Source organism: uncultured Methanobrevibacter sp. (genome assembly GCF_902769175.1).
GTDB lineage: Archaea > Methanobacteriota > Methanobacteria > Methanobacteriales > Methanobacteriaceae > Methanobrevibacter.
In genome coordinates this window covers 25973-48443 of record NZ_CACXNW010000010.1, presented here as the reverse complement: position 1 = coordinate 48443, position 22471 = coordinate 25973, and the positions used below count along the sequence as shown (strand labels likewise).

18 protein-coding genes are annotated in these 22471 nt (G+C 30.4%); 9 read left to right on the top strand and 9 right to left on the bottom strand.

The genetic code is table 11. The annotated features are described in order from the left end of the window. Window positions 1-154 precede the first annotated feature (154 nt). Entirely contained in the window at window positions 155-1015 is an 861-nt protein-coding gene (gene rfbD / locus QZV12_RS04655; RefSeq protein ID WP_295617954.1) for a dTDP-4-dehydrorhamnose reductase, read from the bottom strand. A 494-nt stretch (window positions 1016-1509) separates the two neighbouring features. On the opposite strand from rfbD, the gene QZV12_RS04650 reads away from it, so the two are divergent. The 5 genes from QZV12_RS04650 to QZV12_RS04630 all read left to right on the top strand — a co-directional run bounded on the left by QZV12_RS04650 (window position 1510) and on the right by QZV12_RS04630 (window position 7754). After that, window positions 1510-2769, top strand: a complete 1260-nt coding sequence (locus QZV12_RS04650; protein ID WP_295617950.1) for a nucleotide sugar dehydrogenase — start codon at window positions 1510-1512, stop codon at window positions 2767-2769. 344 nt (window positions 2770-3113) lie between these two features. Further along, entirely contained in the window at window positions 3114-4391 is a 1278-nt protein-coding gene (gene hacA, locus QZV12_RS04645) for a homoaconitase large subunit (RefSeq protein ID WP_295617947.1), read from the top strand. 25 nt (window positions 4392-4416) lie between these two features. Then, window positions 4417-4899: a 3-isopropylmalate dehydratase small subunit gene (locus tag QZV12_RS04640; RefSeq protein WP_295617944.1), complete on the top strand. Its 483-nt coding sequence runs from the start codon at window positions 4417-4419 to the stop codon at window positions 4897-4899. Between the two features lie 61 nt (window positions 4900-4960). After that, window positions 4961-5947 (top strand): isocitrate/isopropylmalate family dehydrogenase, encoded by a 987-nt coding sequence (locus QZV12_RS04635; protein ID WP_295617941.1) that lies wholly within the window; start codon window positions 4961-4963, stop codon window positions 5945-5947. Window positions 5948-6098: 151 nt separating this feature from the next. Next, a complete protein-coding gene (locus tag QZV12_RS04630; RefSeq protein ID WP_295617938.1) occupies window positions 6099-7754 on the top strand; it encodes a glycosyltransferase in 1656 nt (551 codons plus the stop codon). 131 nt (window positions 7755-7885) lie between these two features. Here the strand turns inward: QZV12_RS04630 and QZV12_RS04625 are convergent, their stop codons facing one another. After that, window positions 7886-9376: a hypothetical protein gene (locus tag QZV12_RS04625; protein ID WP_295617935.1), complete on the bottom strand. Its 1491-nt coding sequence runs from the start codon at window positions 9374-9376 to the stop codon at window positions 7886-7888. A gap of 393 nt (window positions 9377-9769) precedes the next feature. On the opposite strand from QZV12_RS04625, the gene QZV12_RS04620 reads away from it, so the two are divergent. The 4 genes from QZV12_RS04620 to mmp11 all read left to right on the top strand — a co-directional run bounded on the left by QZV12_RS04620 (window position 9770) and on the right by mmp11 (window position 15322). Then, window positions 9770-12070, top strand: a complete 2301-nt coding sequence (locus QZV12_RS04620; protein WP_295617932.1) for a glycosyltransferase — start codon at window positions 9770-9772, stop codon at window positions 12068-12070. 213 nt (window positions 12071-12283) lie between these two features. Continuing rightward, window positions 12284-13279 (top strand): glycosyltransferase family 2 protein, encoded by a 996-nt coding sequence (locus QZV12_RS04615; protein WP_295617929.1) that lies wholly within the window; start codon window positions 12284-12286, stop codon window positions 13277-13279. Window positions 13280-13785: 506 nt separating this feature from the next. Beyond that, window positions 13786-14217 (top strand): 6,7-dimethyl-8-ribityllumazine synthase, encoded by a 432-nt coding sequence (gene ribH, locus QZV12_RS04610; RefSeq protein WP_295617926.1) that lies wholly within the window; start codon window positions 13786-13788, stop codon window positions 14215-14217. A 166-nt stretch (window positions 14218-14383) separates the two neighbouring features. Next, on the top strand, window positions 14384-15322 hold the full coding sequence (gene mmp11, locus QZV12_RS04605; protein WP_295617923.1) for a methanogenesis marker protein 11: 939 nt from the start codon (window positions 14384-14386) through the stop codon (window positions 15320-15322). A 220-nt stretch (window positions 15323-15542) separates the two neighbouring features. Here mmp11 and dusB read toward each other — a convergent pair whose 3' ends face one another. From dusB to QZV12_RS04570, 7 genes are all read right to left on the bottom strand, one after another. After that, window positions 15543-16532, bottom strand: coding sequence for a tRNA dihydrouridine synthase DusB (gene dusB, locus QZV12_RS04600; protein WP_295617920.1), 990 nt, complete (start codon window positions 16530-16532; stop codon window positions 15543-15545). Between the two features lie 233 nt (window positions 16533-16765). Beyond that, on the bottom strand, window positions 16766-18121 hold the full coding sequence (locus QZV12_RS04595) for an MATE family efflux transporter (RefSeq protein WP_295617917.1): 1356 nt from the start codon (window positions 18119-18121) through the stop codon (window positions 16766-16768). Window positions 18122-18605: 484 nt separating this feature from the next. Next, window positions 18606-19328 (bottom strand): nitroreductase family protein, encoded by a 723-nt coding sequence (locus QZV12_RS04590; RefSeq protein WP_295617914.1) that lies wholly within the window; start codon window positions 19326-19328, stop codon window positions 18606-18608. A 196-nt stretch (window positions 19329-19524) separates the two neighbouring features. Next, window positions 19525-19707, bottom strand: a complete 183-nt coding sequence (locus QZV12_RS04585) for a hypothetical protein (RefSeq protein WP_295617911.1) — start codon at window positions 19705-19707, stop codon at window positions 19525-19527. A 614-nt stretch (window positions 19708-20321) separates the two neighbouring features. Further along, complete coding sequence (locus QZV12_RS04580; protein WP_295617991.1) at window positions 20322-21122, bottom strand: hypothetical protein; 801 nt, start codon at window positions 21120-21122, stop codon at window positions 20322-20324. A 77-nt stretch (window positions 21123-21199) separates the two neighbouring features. Continuing rightward, window positions 21200-21901 (bottom strand): pectate lyase-like adhesive domain-containing protein, encoded by a 702-nt coding sequence (locus QZV12_RS04575; protein WP_295617908.1) that lies wholly within the window; start codon window positions 21899-21901, stop codon window positions 21200-21202. Between the two features lie 222 nt (window positions 21902-22123). Further along, entirely contained in the window at window positions 22124-22468 is a 345-nt protein-coding gene (locus QZV12_RS04570) for a hypothetical protein (RefSeq protein WP_295617905.1), read from the bottom strand. Between the last annotated feature and the right edge of the window lie 3 nt (window positions 22469-22471).

Sequence of the window (22471 nt, the reverse complement as noted above, 5' to 3'; positions counted from 1 at the left end):
CACGACTTAATAAAAATTTAATTGCATTTTCAAATAATATAATTTTAAAATATGATTAATTCTCAAATAAACATCAAAATCATTAATGTATACTATTTAAAATAATGATTGATTCTCAAATAAACAAAATTCATTAATCTAAACTTTTTAAAAATTATATTTTTTTCATTGTCTTAAAAAAGTTATATAATGATAAAAATCCACCTAAAGCCTCTTTATAATCTTTCATAGGAACAAATCCTGATGCATTCCATTTTTTATTGTCTAAAACAGAATAGTGAGGCCTTGGAGCAGGTCTTGGAAACTCTTCAGTGCTGACTGGAATGACTTTTACATCAATATTGGAAAATTCAAATATCAATTTTGCAAATTCATACCATGAGCATTCACCTTCATTAGTTACATGATAAATTCCATATTTATCGCTGTTTAAAAGATTGGTGATTGCTACAGCCAAATCCAATGAATATGTTGGAGAGCCGATCTGGTCATTGACTACAGTAATCTCATCATGGCTTTCTGCAAGCTCAAGCATTGTTTTCACAAAATTGCCTCCATGAAGACCATAAAGCCATGCAGTACGAAGAATGAAATACTTTTCAGCATTCTCTTGTATGAACTGCTCACCTGCAAGCTTAGTCTTTCCATAAGCACTTTGAGGACCTAATTTATCAGTTTCAACAAGAGGAGTTTTTTTGCTTCCATCGAAAACATAATCTGTGCTGATATGGACTAAAGGAACATCAATCTTTTTGCATGCAATGGCTAAATTTTTAGGACCTATTGCATTTACTGCATATGCCTCATCATAATGGGTTTCGCAATCATCAACAGCAGTATAGGCTGCAGCATTAATGACAAAATCAGGCATTTTTTCACTGATGAAATCAATTACAGCATCTTCATCAGTTATATCCAAATCCTTAGAGCCAGTACAAATCAATTCATAATTCTTAAGAACTTCCCTTAAGTCAGATCCTAACATTCCATAAGCACCAGTGATTAATATTTTCATGTTAAACTCCTTAATTAATAAATTATTATAATATAATTTTTCATTTTATAAAATATAAATATATTTAATCAAACTTTAAAAAATTTTAAAAAAAAATAGAGGATGAAACAAAAGACTGAAAAAAATGAAAAAATAAGAATTATCTATCATATGGTTTTAATAAATATTTATAATATATTAATAATAAATATATATATAAAATATTTATGATAATTTAGAATAGTTATTGATACTATGGAATAATTATTGATAATTTAAAATAGTTATTGAAAATATGAACTAATTATTGATAATTTAGAATAAATATTGATAATTTAGAATAAATATTGATAATTTAAAATATTTATTGAAAATCTAAAATAATTATTGAAAAATTAGAATATTTATTGAAAATATGGAAAAATTATTGATGATATAAGATAATTTTTATTATTCAAAATTTAATTATCATAAAATGAGGAAATCTAAAATTAATTAATGTCAGGGCGATAATCATGAAAATTTGTATTGTAGGTCAAGGTTACATTGGATTGCCAACTGCAGCATTGTTTGCTAAAAAAGGATGTGAAGTTCTTGGAGTTGATGTGAATAAGGAAATTGTAAAAAAATTAAATCAAGGAATAGCTCATATAGAAGAACCGGGCATCTCAGATGCCATAAAAAATGCTGTTGAAGAAGGACACTATAGCGCATCAGAACCCCCAGAAGAGGCAGATACCTTTATCATCACAGTTCCTACACCTTATGTAAAGGAAGACCTAAGCTGTGACTTAAGCTATGTAATTTCTGCATGCAATTCAATTTTGCCTGTTTTAAGGAAAGGAAATGTTGTAATCATCGAATCAACAATAGCTCCTATGTCAACTGATGAAGTCATAAAGCCAATATTTGAAAATGCAGGCTTTGTCGTTGGAGAAGATTTGTTCCTTGCTCATTGCCCTGAAAGAGTTCTACCTGGACAGATCATGAATGAATTGGTTAACAACAACAGAATCGTTGGTGGAATAACTGAAGAGTGCAGCAGAAAAGCTGCAGATGTTTACAGAACCTTTGTGAAAGGGGAAATAATTGAAACTGAAGCTAAAACAGCAGAATTATCCAAATGTATGGAAAACACCTTTAGAGATGTAAACATTGCACTTGCAAATGAACTTGCAAAAATAGGTGCTGAAATTGGCGTTAACGCCCTTGATGTAATTGAAATGGCAAACAAGCACCCAAGAGTAAACATACATAGCCCAGGTCCTGGAGTTGGAGGACATTGCTTGGCAATTGACCCATACTTCATTTATGCAAAGGCTCCTGAAACTGCCAAAATAATTAAATTGGCAAGGGATACAAACAACAGCATGCCAGGATTTGTAATAGAGAATACAGGAAAGATACTTTCCAATCTCGATAAGGATGCTGAAAAGATCAGCGTTTTAGGTGTGGCATATAAGGGAAATACTGATGATGCAAGAGAAAGCCCAGCATTTGAAATAATCAGTGGATTAAAGGCAGCAGGATATGAAATAGTTATCCATGACCCTCATTTCGATAATCCAGATTATTTTGATTTAGATGAGGCTACAAAAGATTCATCAATGGTTTTAATATTGACTGACCATAATGAATTCAAGGAATTGGACTATGATTTGCTATCCAAAAACATGAAATCAAAAATTATCTTTGACACTAAAAACATCATTAAGGAAACTCCAGAGGATATTGTGTTGATAAACTTTGGAAACCTATACAAATACAATAAATAATCATGAATGATTAAAAAATTAAAGGATTAGTATACAAATACAATAAATAATCATAAATGATGTGAAAATTAAAGGATTGGAATTTAGAATCAAGTAATAAAGAAAATAAAAAAATAAGAATAGAAAAATTACCTAAGATCCAGATTAGAAGATATATTGATTCAAAATATTTTGAATTGAAATCTATTGAAAATAATACAGAAAAAATCAAAATGAACAAAATTTAAAATGATACAAATATTTAATAGATATTTATACAAATATATAAAACTGGTTAATTAAATAATACAAACGAATAATTATCAACTTATTAATAAATACTTAACTCTTTTTGAGGTGAAAATATGTCTACAATGGCTGAAAAAATATTCGCTAGAGCTCCCGGTAAAGGGGAAGTTGTAGCAGGTGATATTGTCATGGCAGATATTGATATAGCTATGATGCATGATTTGACTGGCCCTTTGGCAGTTGAATCCTTTAATAAAATAGGAACTGAAAAGGTTTGGGATCCTTCAAGGATTGTAATCCCATTTGACCACCAAGTACCAGCAGACTCACTTGACTCTGCAAATAATCATATACTAATGAGAAAATTTGTTGAAGAGCAACAAATAGAAAACTTTTATGACGTTAAGGAAGGTGTTTGTCACCAAGTCTTGCCTGAAAAGGGCCATGTGATTCCAGGAACTGTTATAGTAGGTGCAGATTCACATACATGTACCTATGGCGCTCTTGGAGCATTTGCAACTGGAATAGGCTCAACAGATATGGCAATGGTATTGTCAACTGGACAATTATGGTTTAAGGTTCCTGAAACAATAAGATTTAACATTGATGGAAAATTAAAGGAAAACACTTCTGCAAAGGATATCATCCTAAATATCATAGGACAGGTTGGAGCTGATGGAGCAACCTACAAATCCTGTGAATTTGCTGGTGAAACCATTTCCCAAATGAATATTTCAGATAGAATGGTATTGTCAAATATGGCTATTGAAATGGGTGGAAAGACAGGATTGATTGAGGCAGATGCAAAAACATACGATTACCTCAAGGATAGAGTTAGCGGAGAAAATAGGAACAGATTAAAGGCATTTATAGAAAAATCCAATCTTAATACTGACCTTGACTCTGAAGGTCTTGAAATGATTGACATTGATGTAAGCGACCTTGAACCCCAAATAGCATGTCCACATAATGTGGATAATGTAAAGCCTGCAAGCGAATGCAGTGACATTGAAATAGACCAGGTTTTCATAGGTTCCTGTACAAATGGAAGAATTGAAGACTTGAGAGATGCCGCTAAAATATTAAAGGGCAATGAAATAGCAAATGACCTAAGACTGTTGGTTATTCCAGCATCTAAAGAGACTTACCTTAAGGCATTAGATGAAGGTCTTATCAAAATATTCGTTGAAGCAGGGGCTCTTGTATCTGCTCCATGTTGCGGTCCATGTCTTGGAGGGCATACTGGCCTTATCGGTCCTGGAGAGGTAAGCCTTTCAACATCTAACAGAAACTTTAAGGGAAGACAAGGAAGTCCTGAAGGACAAGTGTATTTATCTTCTGCAAAGGTAGCTGCAGCATCAGCGATTGAAGGAAGAATTGCAGTGCCAAAATAAGGGATTTTATCGATGGAGTGATTATATGAAAGGAAAAGTTTGGAAATTCGGTAATGACATTGATACTGACATCATTCTTCCAGGAAGATATTTGATTTATACTGATGAAGAAAGATTATCAGAGCATTGTATGGAAGGATTGGTTCCTGATTTTAAGTCAAAGGCAAATGAAGGAGACTTCATTCTTGGAGGAACTAATTTTGGCTGCGGATCAAGCAGAGAGCATGCTCCAATAGCTATCAAAGGATGTGGAATATCTGCTGTAATAGCTGAATCATTTGCAAGAATCTTTTATAGAAATGCTACAAATGTAGGAGTTCTCCTTTTAGAGGCACCTGTAATCTCTAAGGTCATTGAAGATGGTGAAGAGATTGAAGTGGATATGGAAAAGGGAATCATCATATCTGAAAGCGGAAAGGAATATGAATTTAAGAAATTGCCCCCATTCATGTTGGAAATACTTGAAGCCGGCGGTTTAATCAATTATCTTAGGGAAAAGAATGAATAGAATTAAAATTTTAAAAAAAAACAATATTATAATTTTCATTAATTAAATTAGGAGACATCTTATGTACAATATTGCAGTAATTCCAGGAGATGGAATCGGTAAGGAAGTAATGGAAGCAACCATAAATGTTTTAGAATCATTGGATATTGACTTTAATTTCACCTATGGTGAAGCAGGTGACGAATGCAAGGAAAACAATGGAGAAGCTTTACCTGATGAAACCATAGAGCTTGCAAAAAATTCTGATGCATGTCTCTTTGGTGCTGCTGGAGAAACTGCTGCAGATGTTATAGTAAGGCTAAGACAAGAGCTAAAGCTGTTTACAAATCTAAGACCTGTTAAAACTTACCCAAATACAAATGCTCTCTTTGAAGATATTGACTTTATGATTGTAAGGGAAAATACAGAAGGAATGTATATTGCAAAAGAGGAAGAGTATACAGAAGAGGGAGCAATAGCTAGAAGAATCATAACTGATAAGGCAGAAAGACGGATTATAGATTATGCTTTCCAATATGCAAAAAACAACAATAAGTCAAAAGTCACTGGAGTCCATAAGGCAAATGTATTGAAAATCACTGATGGGTTGTTTAAGGAAATCTTTTATGAAGTGGCTGAAGAGTATAAGGATGAGATAGATGCTGAAGACTTCTATGTAGATGCAACTGCAATTTACCTCATTACAAGACCAAAAAGCTTTGAAGTCATTGTAACTACAAATCTCTTTGGAGACATTTTATCTGATGAAGGAGCAGGGCTTGTAGGAGGATTAGGAATGATTCCATCTGGAAACATTGGAGAAGACAATGCATTGTTTGAGCCTGTTCACGGATCAGCCCCAGACATTGCAGGGCAAGGAATAGCTAATCCATTTGCAATGATGCTTTCAGCATGTATGATGTTGAATTATTTAGGGGAATATGAAGCGGAAGAAAGATTAAACTCTGCAATATTGAATGTTTTGAATGAGGCAAAAACATTGACACCTGATTTAGGTGGAAGTTCCTCTACAATGGAAGTTACAGAAGCTGTTAAAAAGGCTTTATAAGTAATTTTCAACTAAATTAATTAAAAAAAAAGTTTACAAACAATTTTAAACTAAATTGTTAAAAAAATAAAAATTAACTCTATTTAAAGGAATTATAATGATCTCCTTTTAAAAAATTCAATTCTGTTAAAACCTAAAAATGATGATTTAAATGAATGATAAAGAATTTGATAAAAATGAAGTGTTTACATTATGGATTAGCGAAGAGGATGGAGCCATTCCACCATTGGTATACCTATCCCTAAAATCCATGGTTTTAGCAGGACATGAAGTTATAATCTACACATACACCAATTTAAGCAATATTCCTGATGGCGTAAAGGTAATAGATGCCAATACCATCATGGACAAATCAAAAATATTCAGATATAAGGATACACAGTCATTTTCAGGATTTGCAAATCTATTCAGATTGAAAAGGCTCTACGAGCTTGGAGGAACTTGGCTAGACTTGGATATCCTTCTTATCAAAAACATTTCAAGATTGGATGACATCATCATATGCTCTGAACCTCAAAAGGAATTCTATTTGCATACAAACAATGCATTCATTAGATTCCCAAAAGAGGATCCTTGCGTTAAGGCAATGCTTGATTATGCAGAAATGAGAGGTTCCGATGTAAGCCATGGTGAAACTGGACCTAAATTAGTTTCCAAAATGCTAAAAAATGATTTTAAGGATTACAATAAATACCTAAAAAGCTTTTCATTAAATAATCTATTAAGATGGCAAGACTTGGAAGACTATGACAAAATCCCAGATGAGCTTTTAAACAAAGTAAACAGGGAAGAAGTCTATGGATTCCACTTTGTCAACACATTTTTCAATCAGATTTCAATGGACAATCCTAAAGGATTGTTTAAACTGCTTGAAAAAGCCATATTGAATTCAGAAACTCCAGAAGAATATGAATTCAGCTTAAGGAAATATGGAATTCTTAAAGATAATCACAATGACAATCCAATTAAGGAATTGGATTTGAAATACGTTTCAACCTTCAAGGACAATGAAGAGATAAGGGACAGCAAGGAATTGACTCCTTTTACAATACTCATTGATGTCAAAAACCTTAGAAAGGTTGAAATCTATAATCTAATATTTTCAATTGGCTATAATCCAACTGAAGAGAACCAATACATACTATTTGGAAAAACAGACATCAGCACAGATAAGATAAAGCTTAGAAACAAATTAAGCATATTGAATTCAAGCTTTGAGGATATCTTAAATGAATTGGAAGACTTCATTTTAGGTGAAAGAATCATAGCAATATCAAAGCCAACCATTTTTAAGGAAGGTTTCCTAAGCAACAAATATCTTAAAGGAGATATGGAACACATCATTGAAAATGAGGATTATGTGAATATCTTTGGAAAGTCTGTTTTCAAATCCTTGGCAAAAACCTATAAGGAAAAGATCTTTGATTTGGATTTAGATGAATTGGAGAAGTTTAACTATTCCATTGACATTAAAAAAGATGAAGGATTAGCATACTTCTATCTAAATCAAGATGAAAATATAAAAAAATTAATTGAAAAAATAGATGAAATTGATGATATTGGAGATGATGATGAAGGAGAGAGCTTATTCCTTAAGATCAAATCTGAAATCATTGAAATGGAATCTGATTTGGATTTAGAGCATTTATATGATAGAATAAGCTATTCATATTACTTGGATTATAAGAATGTCATTGGTTCAAACAGTCTTATGGAATATAAACTAAAGCAAATGAATGATGCATTGAATTCACAAGCAACATTCTATTTGAATAAGTTAAATCAGGAAAAATACACTGCCAGATAATAAATAGGCAAAAAAACCAAGCCCAACATACCATTTCATTAAATTCAAGATAAGAAATGGGCAAAAAACCACACCCAACATATCATTTCCTTAAATTCAAGATAAGAAAAGGGCAAAAATCAACCCACATATCATTTCTTTTTAGGTTTCAAATCTCTGAGAGGTTTTGTAATCCTCCAACTTTTAGATGATAATATTTCAGTATTTTTCTTGGATAATTTATTATTTTCTGTTTTTAACTTATCCTTCTCTTTTTTTAACTTATTATTGTCTTTTTTAAGTTTCTTAAGTTCTTTTTTCAATTTTTTAACTTCTTCTAAATTGGAATTTTTCCTTTTATGCTCAATTTCAAGAAGCTTATTCAATGAAGTGAAACGGTCAGCATAATACTCGTTTTCATTTTTAAACCCTGCATCATCATTAAAGCCATTGTCTTCAAGAATCCTTAGCAAGACATCTCTGGTGGAATTATAGTCCTGCAAATATGACTTATACTTATGGTCAAAACTATCTAAAACGCTTCCTTCCTCACAAATTGCCCAAATATCGGTATTGGAGCCTAAATAATCTGCATATTTGGAAGGCAAATATGGATTTATTTCAAAAACATCACTTGTAACTGAATCATTAAGCAATAAGATGTCAAATTTAGTGGTTACATTCAAGAATTCCAGAAAGGACAATTTATCCTTTACAATGAGATTATCGGATATTTCCAAATCTTTAGAGAGATCCTTTAAAAATCTTGCATCTGAAACATATAGGTAAAACTTAAGCTTATCCTTATATTTATGGTTCAATGTTTCAAACCCATAGAAAATGGATTCAAAATGTCTTTTCCCAATGTAAGTGCCGAAATAACCGATGCTTATGGAATCTGAATCCAAATCAATCTCTGCTTCCTTGACATGATAGAATCTTTCATCTAAAGTCGGATGCCTTCTAAAATTTGACTTTTCCATAACAAAATCATAAACGTCATATGGAAACTGCTTCAACATGATTTCCCTTTGATTTGGATTTGTAAAGAGAATTTCATCAGCAAATAAAAATGGAAGGTATTCAGAAAGGAAAAATGCATTTGCTCCAAGTTCCAATTCTGGAAAATCATGATTTCCCTCTTCATTTAGTTTTCTAATCTCTGCATTGACCTTATCAATATATTCCTGATCCTTTATATCCCTATCTACAAAGTCCCTTTTTTCATTGTAGATGTTGAAAAGCAAAGGATCTGAAAATTCAGCTCTCCAGTATACTTTAGGATTTCTTAATTTATATTCAAAAGACAAAAAGTGAGTGGCAAGTGGCCATGATCTGTTTTTAATGGTTTTATAGTCTTTATCAAACTCTTCAATAGCTTTTAATCCTTTTTCCACATACTCCTTGATTCCATTTAGGAAATTTGGGTCATGCTCCATTTCAATGGATTTCTTTTCACATATAAACTCATTAACCAGATTTTCAAAGGCATGGTCTGATTCATCCCCTGCAGACACATTAAGAAGATCAACCTTTTTCCCATCTTCAATGACCCGTTTAGCCAATATGATTCCTGAAACATCATCTGAAGGAGGGAACCTATAGGATATTACCAAATCTTCAACATTTTCATCTTTGCTCATTTCAATCTCCTTAACAATTAGTAATTAATTAAAATAAATGAAATAATCTCATATCTTAAATCATTAAATAAATATTATTAAAATAAATGAAATAATCTCTTATTATCTTGAAATCATAATACAAACATTATTAAAATAAATGAAATATTCTCATATCTTAAATCATTAATTAAATATTATTAAAATCAATAAAAAGTTTATCTAAACTCATTAATAAATCTTTTAATTAAATATATATTTTTAAAGTTTATAAATAATTCAATTTAATAATAAGAAACTTATAATATATTATATATCAATTCATATACAAATTAAATTCAAATTTATTATCTAAATAAGAATCAAAAAACAAAATAATTAATTTTAATCAAATTATCATCTAAGGTGCATTTCATGAAAAACTTGGTTTCCATAATTATTCCAATTACTGATTTAGAAAATTATACAAAGAGTATAAGCAATCTGAATCTTCAAAGCTATAGCGAAATGGAAATAGTCTGCATAATCAATAATTCAAAAATAGAAAGTAAAGATATTGATTCAATTATTGAAAATAAATCAGACAATACATTAATATTGGAAAACGAATTTGAAGAGGAAGAAACCGCTTGGAATTATGGTTTAAAAAACTCAAATGGAAAATATATTCTATTTTTAACCGAAAACAGCATTATTGAAAAGGAAGATTTTATTAAAGATGCAATGGAAGCCTTAGATGGCAGTGATTTAGACCTTGTCTTTTATCCTATTCAAGCTGAAGAGAAAAGGGAAAATGATAATGAAAAATCCAATGCCAAATATGATAAAATATATTTAAACAATGACAATAAACTTTCATCCATAAATAACGTTTTAAACAATTTTATTTTTAATCATGAAGATATTTTAGAAGTTATTTTTGAAATTCCTTCAATTTGCATTAATAAGATTTTCAAAAAAAGCTTTTTAGAGGAAAACAATATCTCATTTAATGAAGACTCTGAATTTTCATCAATCTTGTTTTATTATGAAACTGTTTTAAAAGCTAAAAGAATGGCTTATTTAAAGAAAAATTCAATCAAATTACTAAAAGATCAATCAAAAGACTTGAATTCAAAAGACAATTGCCTTTCAAGTGAATATTTTGAAACCATTTTAGAGATTAAGGAAAATCTAAAGGAATTATCCATATTCAATCAATATAAAAAGCATTTCTATAAAAAGTTCATTCCACACATCTTTTATCAATTCTATTTAATCGATGAAGACAAGAAGGAAGAAGGCTTTAATTTAATAAAGAAATATTTGCCAAGGATAATTAATGAGGATGAAGAGAACCAATTGGACTTTAATGCTCAAAATGTTTTAAATGACTTTAAAGCTGACAAATATTATGGAAATCTGATGAATGAAGACCTGAAGGCTCTTTTTGAATCTGATGAAATCAAATCATTTACAATAAGGCATTATAAGAAATTGGAAAGGCTATATGATGTTGAGGAAGAGATTAATCTTTCCGTTGTCATGCCTGTCTTCAACTCTGAAGAATACTTGAATGAATGTTTGGACAGCATTCTAAATCAGACCTTAGATAATATAGAAATAATCTGCATTGATGACAGGTCAACTGACAATTCCCTTGATATCCTTAAAGGATATGCAGAGAAATATGACAACATAAAGGTCTTTAGGAATGATGAAAATAAGGGTGCAGGATTTACCAGAAACAGAGGATTGTCATACATAAATGGTAAATACTTTGCATTTATGGACAGCGATGACTTTTTAGATGAAACTGCCTATGAAAAGGTACTTGACCTTGTCAAATCAAATGATTTGGATTTTGCAATGTTCCAATTAATCAACTATAATGATGACACTGGCGAAGTCTATACCGAGTCATACTATGACATCAAATGCCTTGGTGACGATTACACAGAAAAGGTCTTCAACCATAAGGATACAATCGATGTAGATGGAATGTTCAAGATTTCAGTCAGCCCATGCAATAAGATCTACAAAAGGTCATTTATTGAAGAAATCGATGCCAGATTCAAGGAAGGAATTACATTTGAAGACAATATTTTCTTCTTTAAGATATTCCTAAAGGCAGAAAGAGTGTCATTTTATAAGGAACACTTATACTATAGAAGAAGACGAAATGACTCTGTAATGGGATCATATAATAAAAATAATGTTAATGTGATTTTAATAAGTTCTATGGCGGTGGATTTATTCCAGGAAGAAGGATATTATGATTTATACAAGGAAAATCTTTTGAATTTCAAGATTAATGCCTGCAGAAACAGACTTAATCAGACAGACGATGAACACAAGCCATATTTCTACAAGATAATGCATGAAGACTTTGTAAAGCAGATTGATTATACCTTTGAAAGAAGACTAAATGAGATTTATTATAAAAGGGACTTTAAGAAAGTCTTAACAAAGAAAAATTTCACTTTCTACAGAGATGTTTTAAAGTATTCAGAATATGATGAATTCAATGAGGTTCAAAAGCTAAGAAACAAGAGCAATAAATTGAATAAGGAAAATAAGGCTCTTAAAAAGGACAGCAAAAAGCTAAAGAATGATGCTGAAAAAGCTAAAAAGGATAATAAAAAGCTTAAAAATGAGATGAAAACCGTTAAATCAACTAAAGGTTGGATTAAATATAAAAACAAGAATATTTACAATAGATTATTTAAAAAATAATTGGTCTAATAGACTAAATCAAAACATTTTACTAAATTATTTAAAAAAAAATTAATCCAATAGACTAAATCAAACTTTTACAATAGATTATTAGAAAAGTTATTGGTCTAATAAACCAAATCAAACTTTTACAATAGATTATTAGAAAAGCAATTATCTAATAGACAAGAAAAAAATGATATGAAAATATCAAATATAAAAAAAGGTTCTAAAATGAATGACATAAAGATATCAGTTATTCTATCAGCGTATAATGAGGAAAAATTCATTGAAAAGGCTATTGAAAGCGTTGTAGGTCAAACCCTTAAAGATATAGAAATCATCATAATAAACGATGGCTCAACAGACAATACCTTAAATATCATCAATAGCTATGCAGAGGATGATTCAAGGATCAAAGTCATTGACCAGGAAAACATTGGCCTTGGAGCAAGCCGAAATAAGGGCATGAAAATAGCTAATGGAGAATACATAACATTTCTTGATGGAGATGACTGGTTTAGAGAAGATGCATTTGAAATATCATACAATGAAGCTAAAGCAAAGGATACAGACATTACAATGTATCAAATGATAAATTATGATGATGAAACAGGTCGCATTTATGAAAATGACTGGTTTAACCTAAATAATCTTGATGAAAGTTTTGATGGTATCGTATTTTCTCCAGAAAAGACTAAAGACTTTTTATTTGATTTGTCAGTAAGCAGCTGTCAGAAAATCTATAGAAAAAGCTTTTTGGATTCTATTGATGCAAGCTTTCCAGAGGGAATATACTTTGAGGACATGCCTTTCTTTTTCTATGTTTACCTTAAGGCAGAAAGAATATCAATTATCAGAGAACATTTCTATTACAGAAGAAAGCATAATGCTTCAATAACACATGTTGTAGATGCAAACTATTTGGATACTGTAGAAGCAGGATGCGAACTCATGAGAAGATTTGTAGACAATGGATTCTATGAGGATTACAAGTTTGATTTGATAGCATACAAGATCAATGGTCCAAGAATGGCATTGATGGACATTACAGAAGATGCAAAGGAACCTTTGTTTAATCTAATCAAGGAAGATTATGAAAAGATAAAAAAGACTGAATATTACCAAGACTATTTAGACAATTTAGGACCTAAAAAGAAGAAATTCCTCTTGGATGTATTGAAATATGATACATACGATGAATTTAAAAAGGAAAATCCTGAATATTGAATGATTAATTTTAAGAAAACTCCAGAAGAGTGAATAATTAAATTAAAAAAATATTGAATGATTAATTTTAAGAAAACTCCAGAAGACTAAAAAATCAATTAAAAAGAAATCAGGATATAAAAATATTGAATTTTGGAAAATAAAGATTTTAAAACTAAAGAAAATTCATCAAATAAATTTCTACATAAAATCAATTAATTCATAAAAAACATTAAATAAAATAAAACATTTATAAATAATTACATTAATATATAAAAATGTTATAAGATTAAACTTATCAATTTATTAATATATAAAAAAGGAGAATTAAAATGGAACCAATAAAAATCGCAGCATTATTCATTATCTTTATTATGGTTTTCAGTGCAGTAGCTAGTTTTATCGTAATGGTGATGTAAGCTAGTTTTTAAAATAAAGGAAATGAAGATAAGAATATTTAAAAATAAAATTAACATTTAAAAAAATAATTATAAACCAATTATAGTTTTTATTCGGAGGATTAAATAATGGTAAAATATAATATAGGCGCAGTAGTCGCTGAATTTAATTATGATATTACTCATATGATGTTAGAGCTTGCAAAATCAGAAGCAAAAGTTCGTGATTGTGAAATTACTAAAATTGTAATGGTCCCTGGAGTATTTGATATGCCACTTGCAATCAAAAAATTAATGGAAGCAGACAACGAAGGAAAAATTGACATTGACTGCATTATCACTCTCGGTACTGTTATTGAAGGTGCAACTGATCACGACCAAATCGTAGCTCAACATGCATCCCGTAAAATTGCTGACTTATCCTTAGAATGGGGCAAACCAATTTCCCTTGGAATCAGCGGTCCAGGAATGACCAGATTAGATGCACACAGAAGAGTTAGCTATGGTAAAAACGCTGTTGAAGCAGCTGTCAAAATGTGTGACCGATTACAAGAGATTTAAATTTATTGAGAATAACAAAAAAGAAAATATTTAAATTTAAAATTTGAATTTATTAAAAACAACAAAAAGAATTCTATATGAATTCTTTAATACTTTTTTTATGCTGAATTTAAATAGCAAATATGTTTAAAACAATTTTTAAAAATTTATCTTTATAGATGGTAATATGGAAATTTTAAAACCTGATGAGTTAAAAGAAAAATTTGATGACCCATGGATTGCTCCATATGAAAAAGTCATTACAATGGCTGATGGAGATACAGTAGAACTTATTGAATACCACCCATGCCCAAGCGGTTCCAACTGGTTGCTTTACCAATACCAACACAGCAGTGAACTGATCATCGATGCTAAAAGAGATGGAAACAAACACACTTACATCTGCAAAGCTGGTAAAAAGCCAATAGATCTTAAAGCGAGCATCAATGCAGCAGGAATCGAAGAAGTGGTGATTGACGAAGAGAAAAATGAAGTGAAAGTCACTCACGGAGGTCTTGCAGGTGCTGGTGTAGGAGCTGGAATGTGCAGAGGAATGGGAGAAGGAATTAAATATGTCGAACTTCTTGAAGTCGGAGGAGGCAGCAAAGAAGGAAAAGCTACTGTAGTAACTCCAAAATATGAAAAATTAGTTATCGGAATCGATGATACAGACGTTAAGGATGCAGGAGCAACCTGGACTATGGCTCATAACATAGGCCTTCAATTGAAAGAGGAAGGATATGAATATCTTGACCATATTATCGTTCAACTATTCCCACATAATCCTCATAAAACTCAAAACTGTGTTTCCATAGCACTTACATTTGCAGTTATGGAAGAGGATAAGGAAAAATTGATTGCAAGGCTTATTGAAATCCTTGAGCATGATACATTATCTGATAAGACGGCAATAGCTATTCTTGAAGGAATAGGAATTCCTGAAAAGCTTAGAGAATATGCAATGGCTACTAAAACAGGCATGAGGGATGTTGAAACTGCAGAAAAATTAGCAGAAGAACTTGATATCCCTCTTATAGCTGTTACAGGAGACCAAGGTAAAGTAGGTGCACTTGCAGCACTTGGTTTACATGATGATGTTGATGAGGCTGTAAAAGTCTATTATTAAAAACAGCATGTTTTGAATGCTTTTCAAAACATTAACTTTTTTATTTTTTATCTATTTTCAAAAGAAAAAATAATACAAACCATTCTTGGATTTTGGTGAAAAACTATATATTTTTTAATTTTTTAATATATTTTTTATATTCTACTTTAAGATTTTGATGCTAAATTATTATTTTTTTAAAATCTATCTTACAAAAACTATTTTTATCATATAGGTATAATTATCTTAACTCCTCATCCATTATTTCTACATAATTATCCAATAGATTAAACAAATCATCTCTTGTATTCATTTTAAATATCTGCTGCTTAAGCTCTATTGTCTTCGGCAGCTTCTTAACATAATATGCAGCTTGAGTTCTCATTTTAGGAATTGCAAATTCTTCCCCCTTTCTTTGAAGAAGAAGATTTATATGCTTTTTTAGGATTTCCATTCTCTCTTCAATGCTTACCTCCTTTGGGAGGGTCCCATCTTCAAGATAATTTATGCAATCCCTAATGAGCCATGGATTGCCTAGTGTAGCCCTTCCAAGCATAACTGCATCGCAAGTGGTTTCTTCCAGCATTCTCTTTGCATCAAAACAGGACCTGATATCTCCATTTCCTATAACAGGAACAGAGACATTTTCCTTAACTTCCCTTATAATAGACCAATCCGCCTTCCCAGAATATCCTTGATCCTTTGTACGGGGATGGACAGTGATTGCTGATGCACCAGCATCCTCAGCGATTTGTGCTATCTCTACAGCATTTATGTTATCCCTATCCCAACCGCTTCTAATCTTTACAGTAATTGGAATCGGCACAATATCTACAATAGATTCTACAATAGATTTGACTTTATCAGGGTCCTTCATTAAAGCACAGCCTGATTTTGACCTGTTAGTGACTTTAACTACAGGACAGCCCATGTTAATGTCAATGATATCGGCATTCGTATTTTCATAAATGAATTTGGAAGCAAAGGTCAAGGACTCTATATCAGAACCTACAATTTGCTGTGAAATTGGACGTTCATAATCAGTCATGTACAGCTTTTCCATGGTTTTCCAATTGCCGTACATAATAGCCTTGTCTGAAACCATTTCAGTTTCAATAAGCCCACAGCCCATTGACTTTACAATGGTTCTAAAGCTGAAGTCACATACGCCAGCCATAGGAGCCAAAGCTATCTGATTATCTATTTCAACATTTCCAATTTTCCATTTCATATGAATCAGCTTAAGATTGTTTATAGGAATATATTTAATTTAAAAATATTTAATTATTCACAAAAAATCAAAAAATAAGGGAATATCTCAACAAAACAAACTTATTAAATTTAAAAAAAAAGCTTTTAATTAAAAAAATAATAAAAAATAGGCATTATAGAAAAAGTTTTTAAATAAAAAATAATAAAAAATTGACAATTATAAAAAAAAAATATATGAGAAAATAATAGGATTTATTTTAATCCATGTTCCTCTTTTTTATGTTGAATTCTTTCATCCAGTTTATTTTCTCCATTTAACATGTTTCTTACTAAGACATAATACATAATGGCAAATATTACTTCAGTCAGGAAGATTCCAACTAAAACACATACTCCTTGAGTTAAAACCGGTGCCAATAATGTAATTAATATCATTTCAACAATTACCATACCATTTGTTAATATTAGGGAATGGTAACTTTTTCCCAATCCATCTAACATTTTACTTGACAATTTCGATACATCAGCAGATACTATGAAAATACCAAATAAGGCAATGTAAAATACTGATGTTTCAACACCTGTAACAGAGAATAAAGCAAATCCATAATCTCTTATAAAGAAGAACACTACAGTGCAAATAAGAGATAGGGATAAAGAAACTTTAAGTGCGTAATGGAAAATTCCTTTTAATTCATCGATTTCATTTGCACCAAACAACTGTCCGCAAATAGTTACTAATGCTTTATTGAATGCTGATTGAGGAGATGAAATCAACCGTTCAATTTGTGATGCTGTTGAATATAGCAATACACCAATTTGACCAAGCTGTGTGATTAAAATACTGTTGACATAGATCTTAAATACACTCCATAATACGCTCATAAATAAATTTGGAATGGACACTAAAAATATTTCATAAACAATGCCTGGTTTAAAGTATTTGAAGTTTAAAACAACTTCGGTTTTTCCACTTAAATATAAGTATAAGAAAATAACAACAGCGATTAATGTAGATACTATTGTTGCATAAGCCACTCCTTTAATTCCCAAATCAAATACAAAAATAAAAAGTGGAACTAAAATCACATTTACAATATTAGTAAAAATAATTACCATAGTAGGTGTTCTTGAATTTCCTTCTGCTTGAAGAGTATTTAAGAATAAACTTGAAAGAAGCAATAAAAATGAAAATGTTAACATTGGAGTTAAATAATCTATTGCTAAATCAACAGAAGTGGTAACATTCATTAAACTCAAAATATCCTTTAAAAAGAATGAAAGCAATGCCAATATTACTCCGACTATAAGGCATGTTATGATACCATGTAAAATTGAGTTATACGATCCTTTTAAATCGTGTTCACCAATTTCCCTTGAAATCAATGAATTGGTTCCAACACCTACAGCATCCCCAAATCCAATTATCAAGTCAACTATAGGTTGTGCAATACCAAATGCAAAAAATGCATCTGGACTCAATTGAGATACCCAAAACAAGTTGACTATTGTATAACATGAATTAAAAAGGAAAAGGAAATAAATTGGTGTGGAAATTTTCCAAAATGCACCTTTCGGATTATTTAATATATCTACATTAGCATTCATATAAATAATTATATCAAATGTTTAAAATAAACATTTCTATTTTGTTAATTTTAAGAAATTTAAGAGTTAATTTTTAAATATGTTTATTATCATTAATGTTATCATTCACTTTTCAAATTCTTTATCAAATCTCAAAACTACCCTAATAGAAATATCCTACCAATCCACATTAAATCTCAAAAATACCCTAATAGAAATATCCTACCAATCCTCATCAAATCTCAAAACTACCCTGATAGAAATATCCTACCAATCCTCGTTAAATCTCAAAAATACCCTAATAGAAATATCCTACCAATCCACATTAAATCTCAAAAATACCCTAATAGAAATATCCTACCAATCCACATTAAATCTCAAAAATACCCTAATAGAAATATCCTACCAATCCTCATCAAATCTCAAAAATACCCTAATAGAAATATCCTACCAATCCACATTAAATCTCAAAACTACCCTAATAGAAATATCCTACTAATCCTCGTTAAATCTCAAAACTGCCTTGGTATAAATGTCCTTTCAATTTTTTAGGATTGTCTTTAATGTAGAATTTAAAAGTATCTGAATTTGCTACATAAAGATGTGCTAAAGCTATTCCAACATCTATCTGATTCCATTTGCCATATATCTTATTTTTAAGCAACCATCCTTTTTCCCTATATAAATCATAGCTGCCATCTTCATTGTGAGTGAAATACCATGGTTGGGTATTGGAGGCAGATGGTGCAAATTGTGCAGGAACTAATCTCTCATCAGTTTTATCAGATATCTGTTCAAGCTTTTTTCGTCTAAACTGATTAATTTCCCTATATAGATTTCCCTTAGGCAAGCCAAGTGAAATTATGATGATGAATTTTTGATTCCCATCGGGATTTTCATAATTTTTAGGACTTCCCATTCCGATCCAACAGGTCCCGATTCCTTTGCTTTGCAAGAATAAGTCAACTTGCTGGAAGATAAAGCCGACATTTTGATAGTAATTATCCTTCTCTTCGGAAAAAATAGCTATATAATGTGGAGCTTTCCATCTCATCATAGTGCTTATGTTTTCAGTTGGAAGAATTTCATAGCTCCATTTTATATCAGGATTCAACTCTTTTGCATTGTCTATGAACTCCCTTACTTCATCTAAGGTCTCACTATCAAGTGGAGTTTCTTCATAAGATCGAATAGATTGCCTTTTGTATATTGTATCTTCAAGGTTCATTTTATCACAATATCCATTTTTTTCAATAAATAAGCATGAAACATATAATTATTTTTAAGAAATTATAATTTAAATCTATTGTTAAAATAGTTAATTAGATTTTAAAATTATAATTTAAATCTATTGTTAAAATAGTTAATTAGATTTTAAAATTATAATTTAAATCTATTGTTAAAGTGTTAATTAGATTTTAAAATTAAAAAGAAATGTAAAATTGATTATAATAACCAATGATTAAGCATATAATAGCCAATATCAAACAAATTATGCCTAAGAAAGTGTATTTCTCAAATTTCCTTTCCTTTTTATAATTATAATTGATTGCCAATAAGACACAAACAATAATAGCAATTTCTGAAATTATGTGCATTAAATCCATTTTTGCCCCTCCAATAATTATTTATATAAAATAATGACATACTAATATTACCTAAAGAGGAAGGGAAATTCCCTCCCTCACCTACTTCCTATAATACATCAAAACAACATAGATCGTATTGATAAAATTTAGGAACATAGTGATAATATCAGACATGTCCATAGACCCACCACCTCCCACGACTTTTTTATGATTTTCTAACCAATTATTGCAGTATATATTTTTTTGTTTTAAGCGAGCAAATAATTATTTAAAGAGCATATGATTAGTATTTTCTAATTTTAAACATAGTTTACTATTTATTTACGATTTAAAAAATTTTATTATTTTTAATAAATAGTTAACCTCCATAGAATACTTTTTAAAATAGATTTTTTTTGAAAATATGTGAACTGTTTAGAAAAATTATAATAAATTAGAAAAAAACTAGATTCCCTTTAGAAAAATAATGAAAAATTAGAACAAAAACAATAGATTCCCTTTAGAAAAATAATGAAAAATTAAAAGGCTTTGTTGAAATCCTATAAATTTGTATAAAAATTTTTAAAAATAACTGTTAAAAAGATTAAAAATAAAATTTTAAAAGGGTTTAAACAAACCCCTATAATAAAAATTTAAAACTTAAAATCATATTTGCCATCAATATCCTTATCGATTTTAAAGTGAATACCTTTATAATCGCAAGTACCACTATTAGATTTAGTGTCTTTAGTAATATAATTAAAATAAAAATCATTTGAAGGCTCATGGAAATGAGTAGTATCAGCAGAAATTGCTCCCCCATGCCTTGCAACATTATGACTAAATGTATTATTGGCCAATAGGACAACATCATCTTTTGCAAATATTGCTCCACCTTCACAATTTGAAATTATTGCTCCAGATGCAGTATTATTTTTAAAGCAACAATTGTCTAACATTATATTCTTACAGCATATTGCACCTCCATCTTCATAGGCAGTATTATTTTCAAATTCTGCATAAGACAGTCTAGTGTAATTTTCAGCGTACAAAGCACCGCCATCATTATCCCTTGCAAAATTGTTATAGAAATGAGAAACAGTAGTTAGATTTTGAATCAGATCAAAGGATTGGATTACATAAATATTCTTAGCATATACTGCTCCACCATAATCCTCAGCCCTATTTAAATCAAAGGTTGAATTATAAATCCATACAGTTTCTTTAGAACGTATAGCACCACCATAAGATTGGGGCGTAAATGCAAAATCTGCCCTATTGAACTTGAACATACAACGGGTCACATTCACATCATTTTCACAGAATATCCCTCCACCATCAACATTAGCAATATTGTAATCAAATGTGCTGTTTTCAACATACAATTTACCTTTTGAATAAATGGCACCACCACTATCATCACTAACATTATTATATCCAAAAAAACAATTGATTATAACTAAAGGTTTAGATGGATCATTATAAATTGCCCCACCATAATCCTCAGCCCAATTGTCAGTTAAGTTACAGTTTATGAGAGTGTATGAAGCAGATCCGCCAATAAAGATTGCACCACCCTTCTAAGGTCATTGTTATGGCCGTTTATAATATGAAGATTCTTCAATACAATATTGCCTTTTGTGGAATAGAATGCAAAACACTTATCAACATTTTTACAGTCTAAGGTATGGCCCTGACCGTCAATGGTTAAATTCTTGTTCACAGTAACCTTAGAATTTTTCCCACCATAATAATCGGAATACAAATATAAAGTTGAACCATCCTTAGCAATATCCACTAAAGATTGAAGGTACTTAAAAGTACCATCCTTTGGTAAAACACCAACATCAACAGAAAAGGTTCCATTCTTCAATTCAATACCGATTCCATCAGAAGAAGGAGGAGCTTTTCTTACAGCATCATTACTCTCAACAGAAGAAGAATCATTTTTAAGGGTAACACCAGTCTCAACAGAAAAGGAATCGATTTCATCATTTGATTCATCACAACCCTCTAATATTTTAGATTCATAAGCTCTTGGAATCTCCACCACAGATCTTTTGATATCAACATTGTCAGAACTGGACATAGAAACAGCATCTTCAACATCTAAATACCCATCTGAATCAGACAAATAAGTTACACCACTATCATTCATGTCAGCTGCTGAAACACAGCTAACAGCTACAATAGAAACAAATAAACATAATAAAATAAAATAAGTTTTTCTCATTTAAATTTTCCTCTAAAATCTTTTAACATCCCATATTTAATATAAAAAAGAAAATATATAAATATAATGGAATGTAAGTACTTACTTACACCTTAAATGAAAAAATAAAGACAAATAATGTTTAATAAGTAAAATAGATTAAAATAAGTGAAAAATAAAAAATATTTAAAAATAGATAAAAAATAAAAAGAAATAGTTTAAAAATTAATCTAAATTAATAAACTATTCTTCAGCTTCAGCTTCTGCTTCCGCTTCTTTTTCAGCTTCAATAACTTCTATTTGATTTTCAAACCATGGAAGAATGTCTTCATCTTCAGCATGATATTCAGCTTTAGCCTTTTCGAATTCTTCTTTAGGATCTTCAACAGTACCTTCTTCGGCTTTTACCAATATAGAAGCTAAAACAAGATTTAAATCATTTGGAGCTTCTGCTTTCCATTCTTCAATAATTTCTTTTAATTTAGCAATGTCCTCTTCGATTAAACCTCTGTTAGCCTTTAAGTCTTCAAAAAGTTTCATGAAAACTATTGCTTTTCCTACTTTTTTTGCTGCACTTCTAATGCCCATATT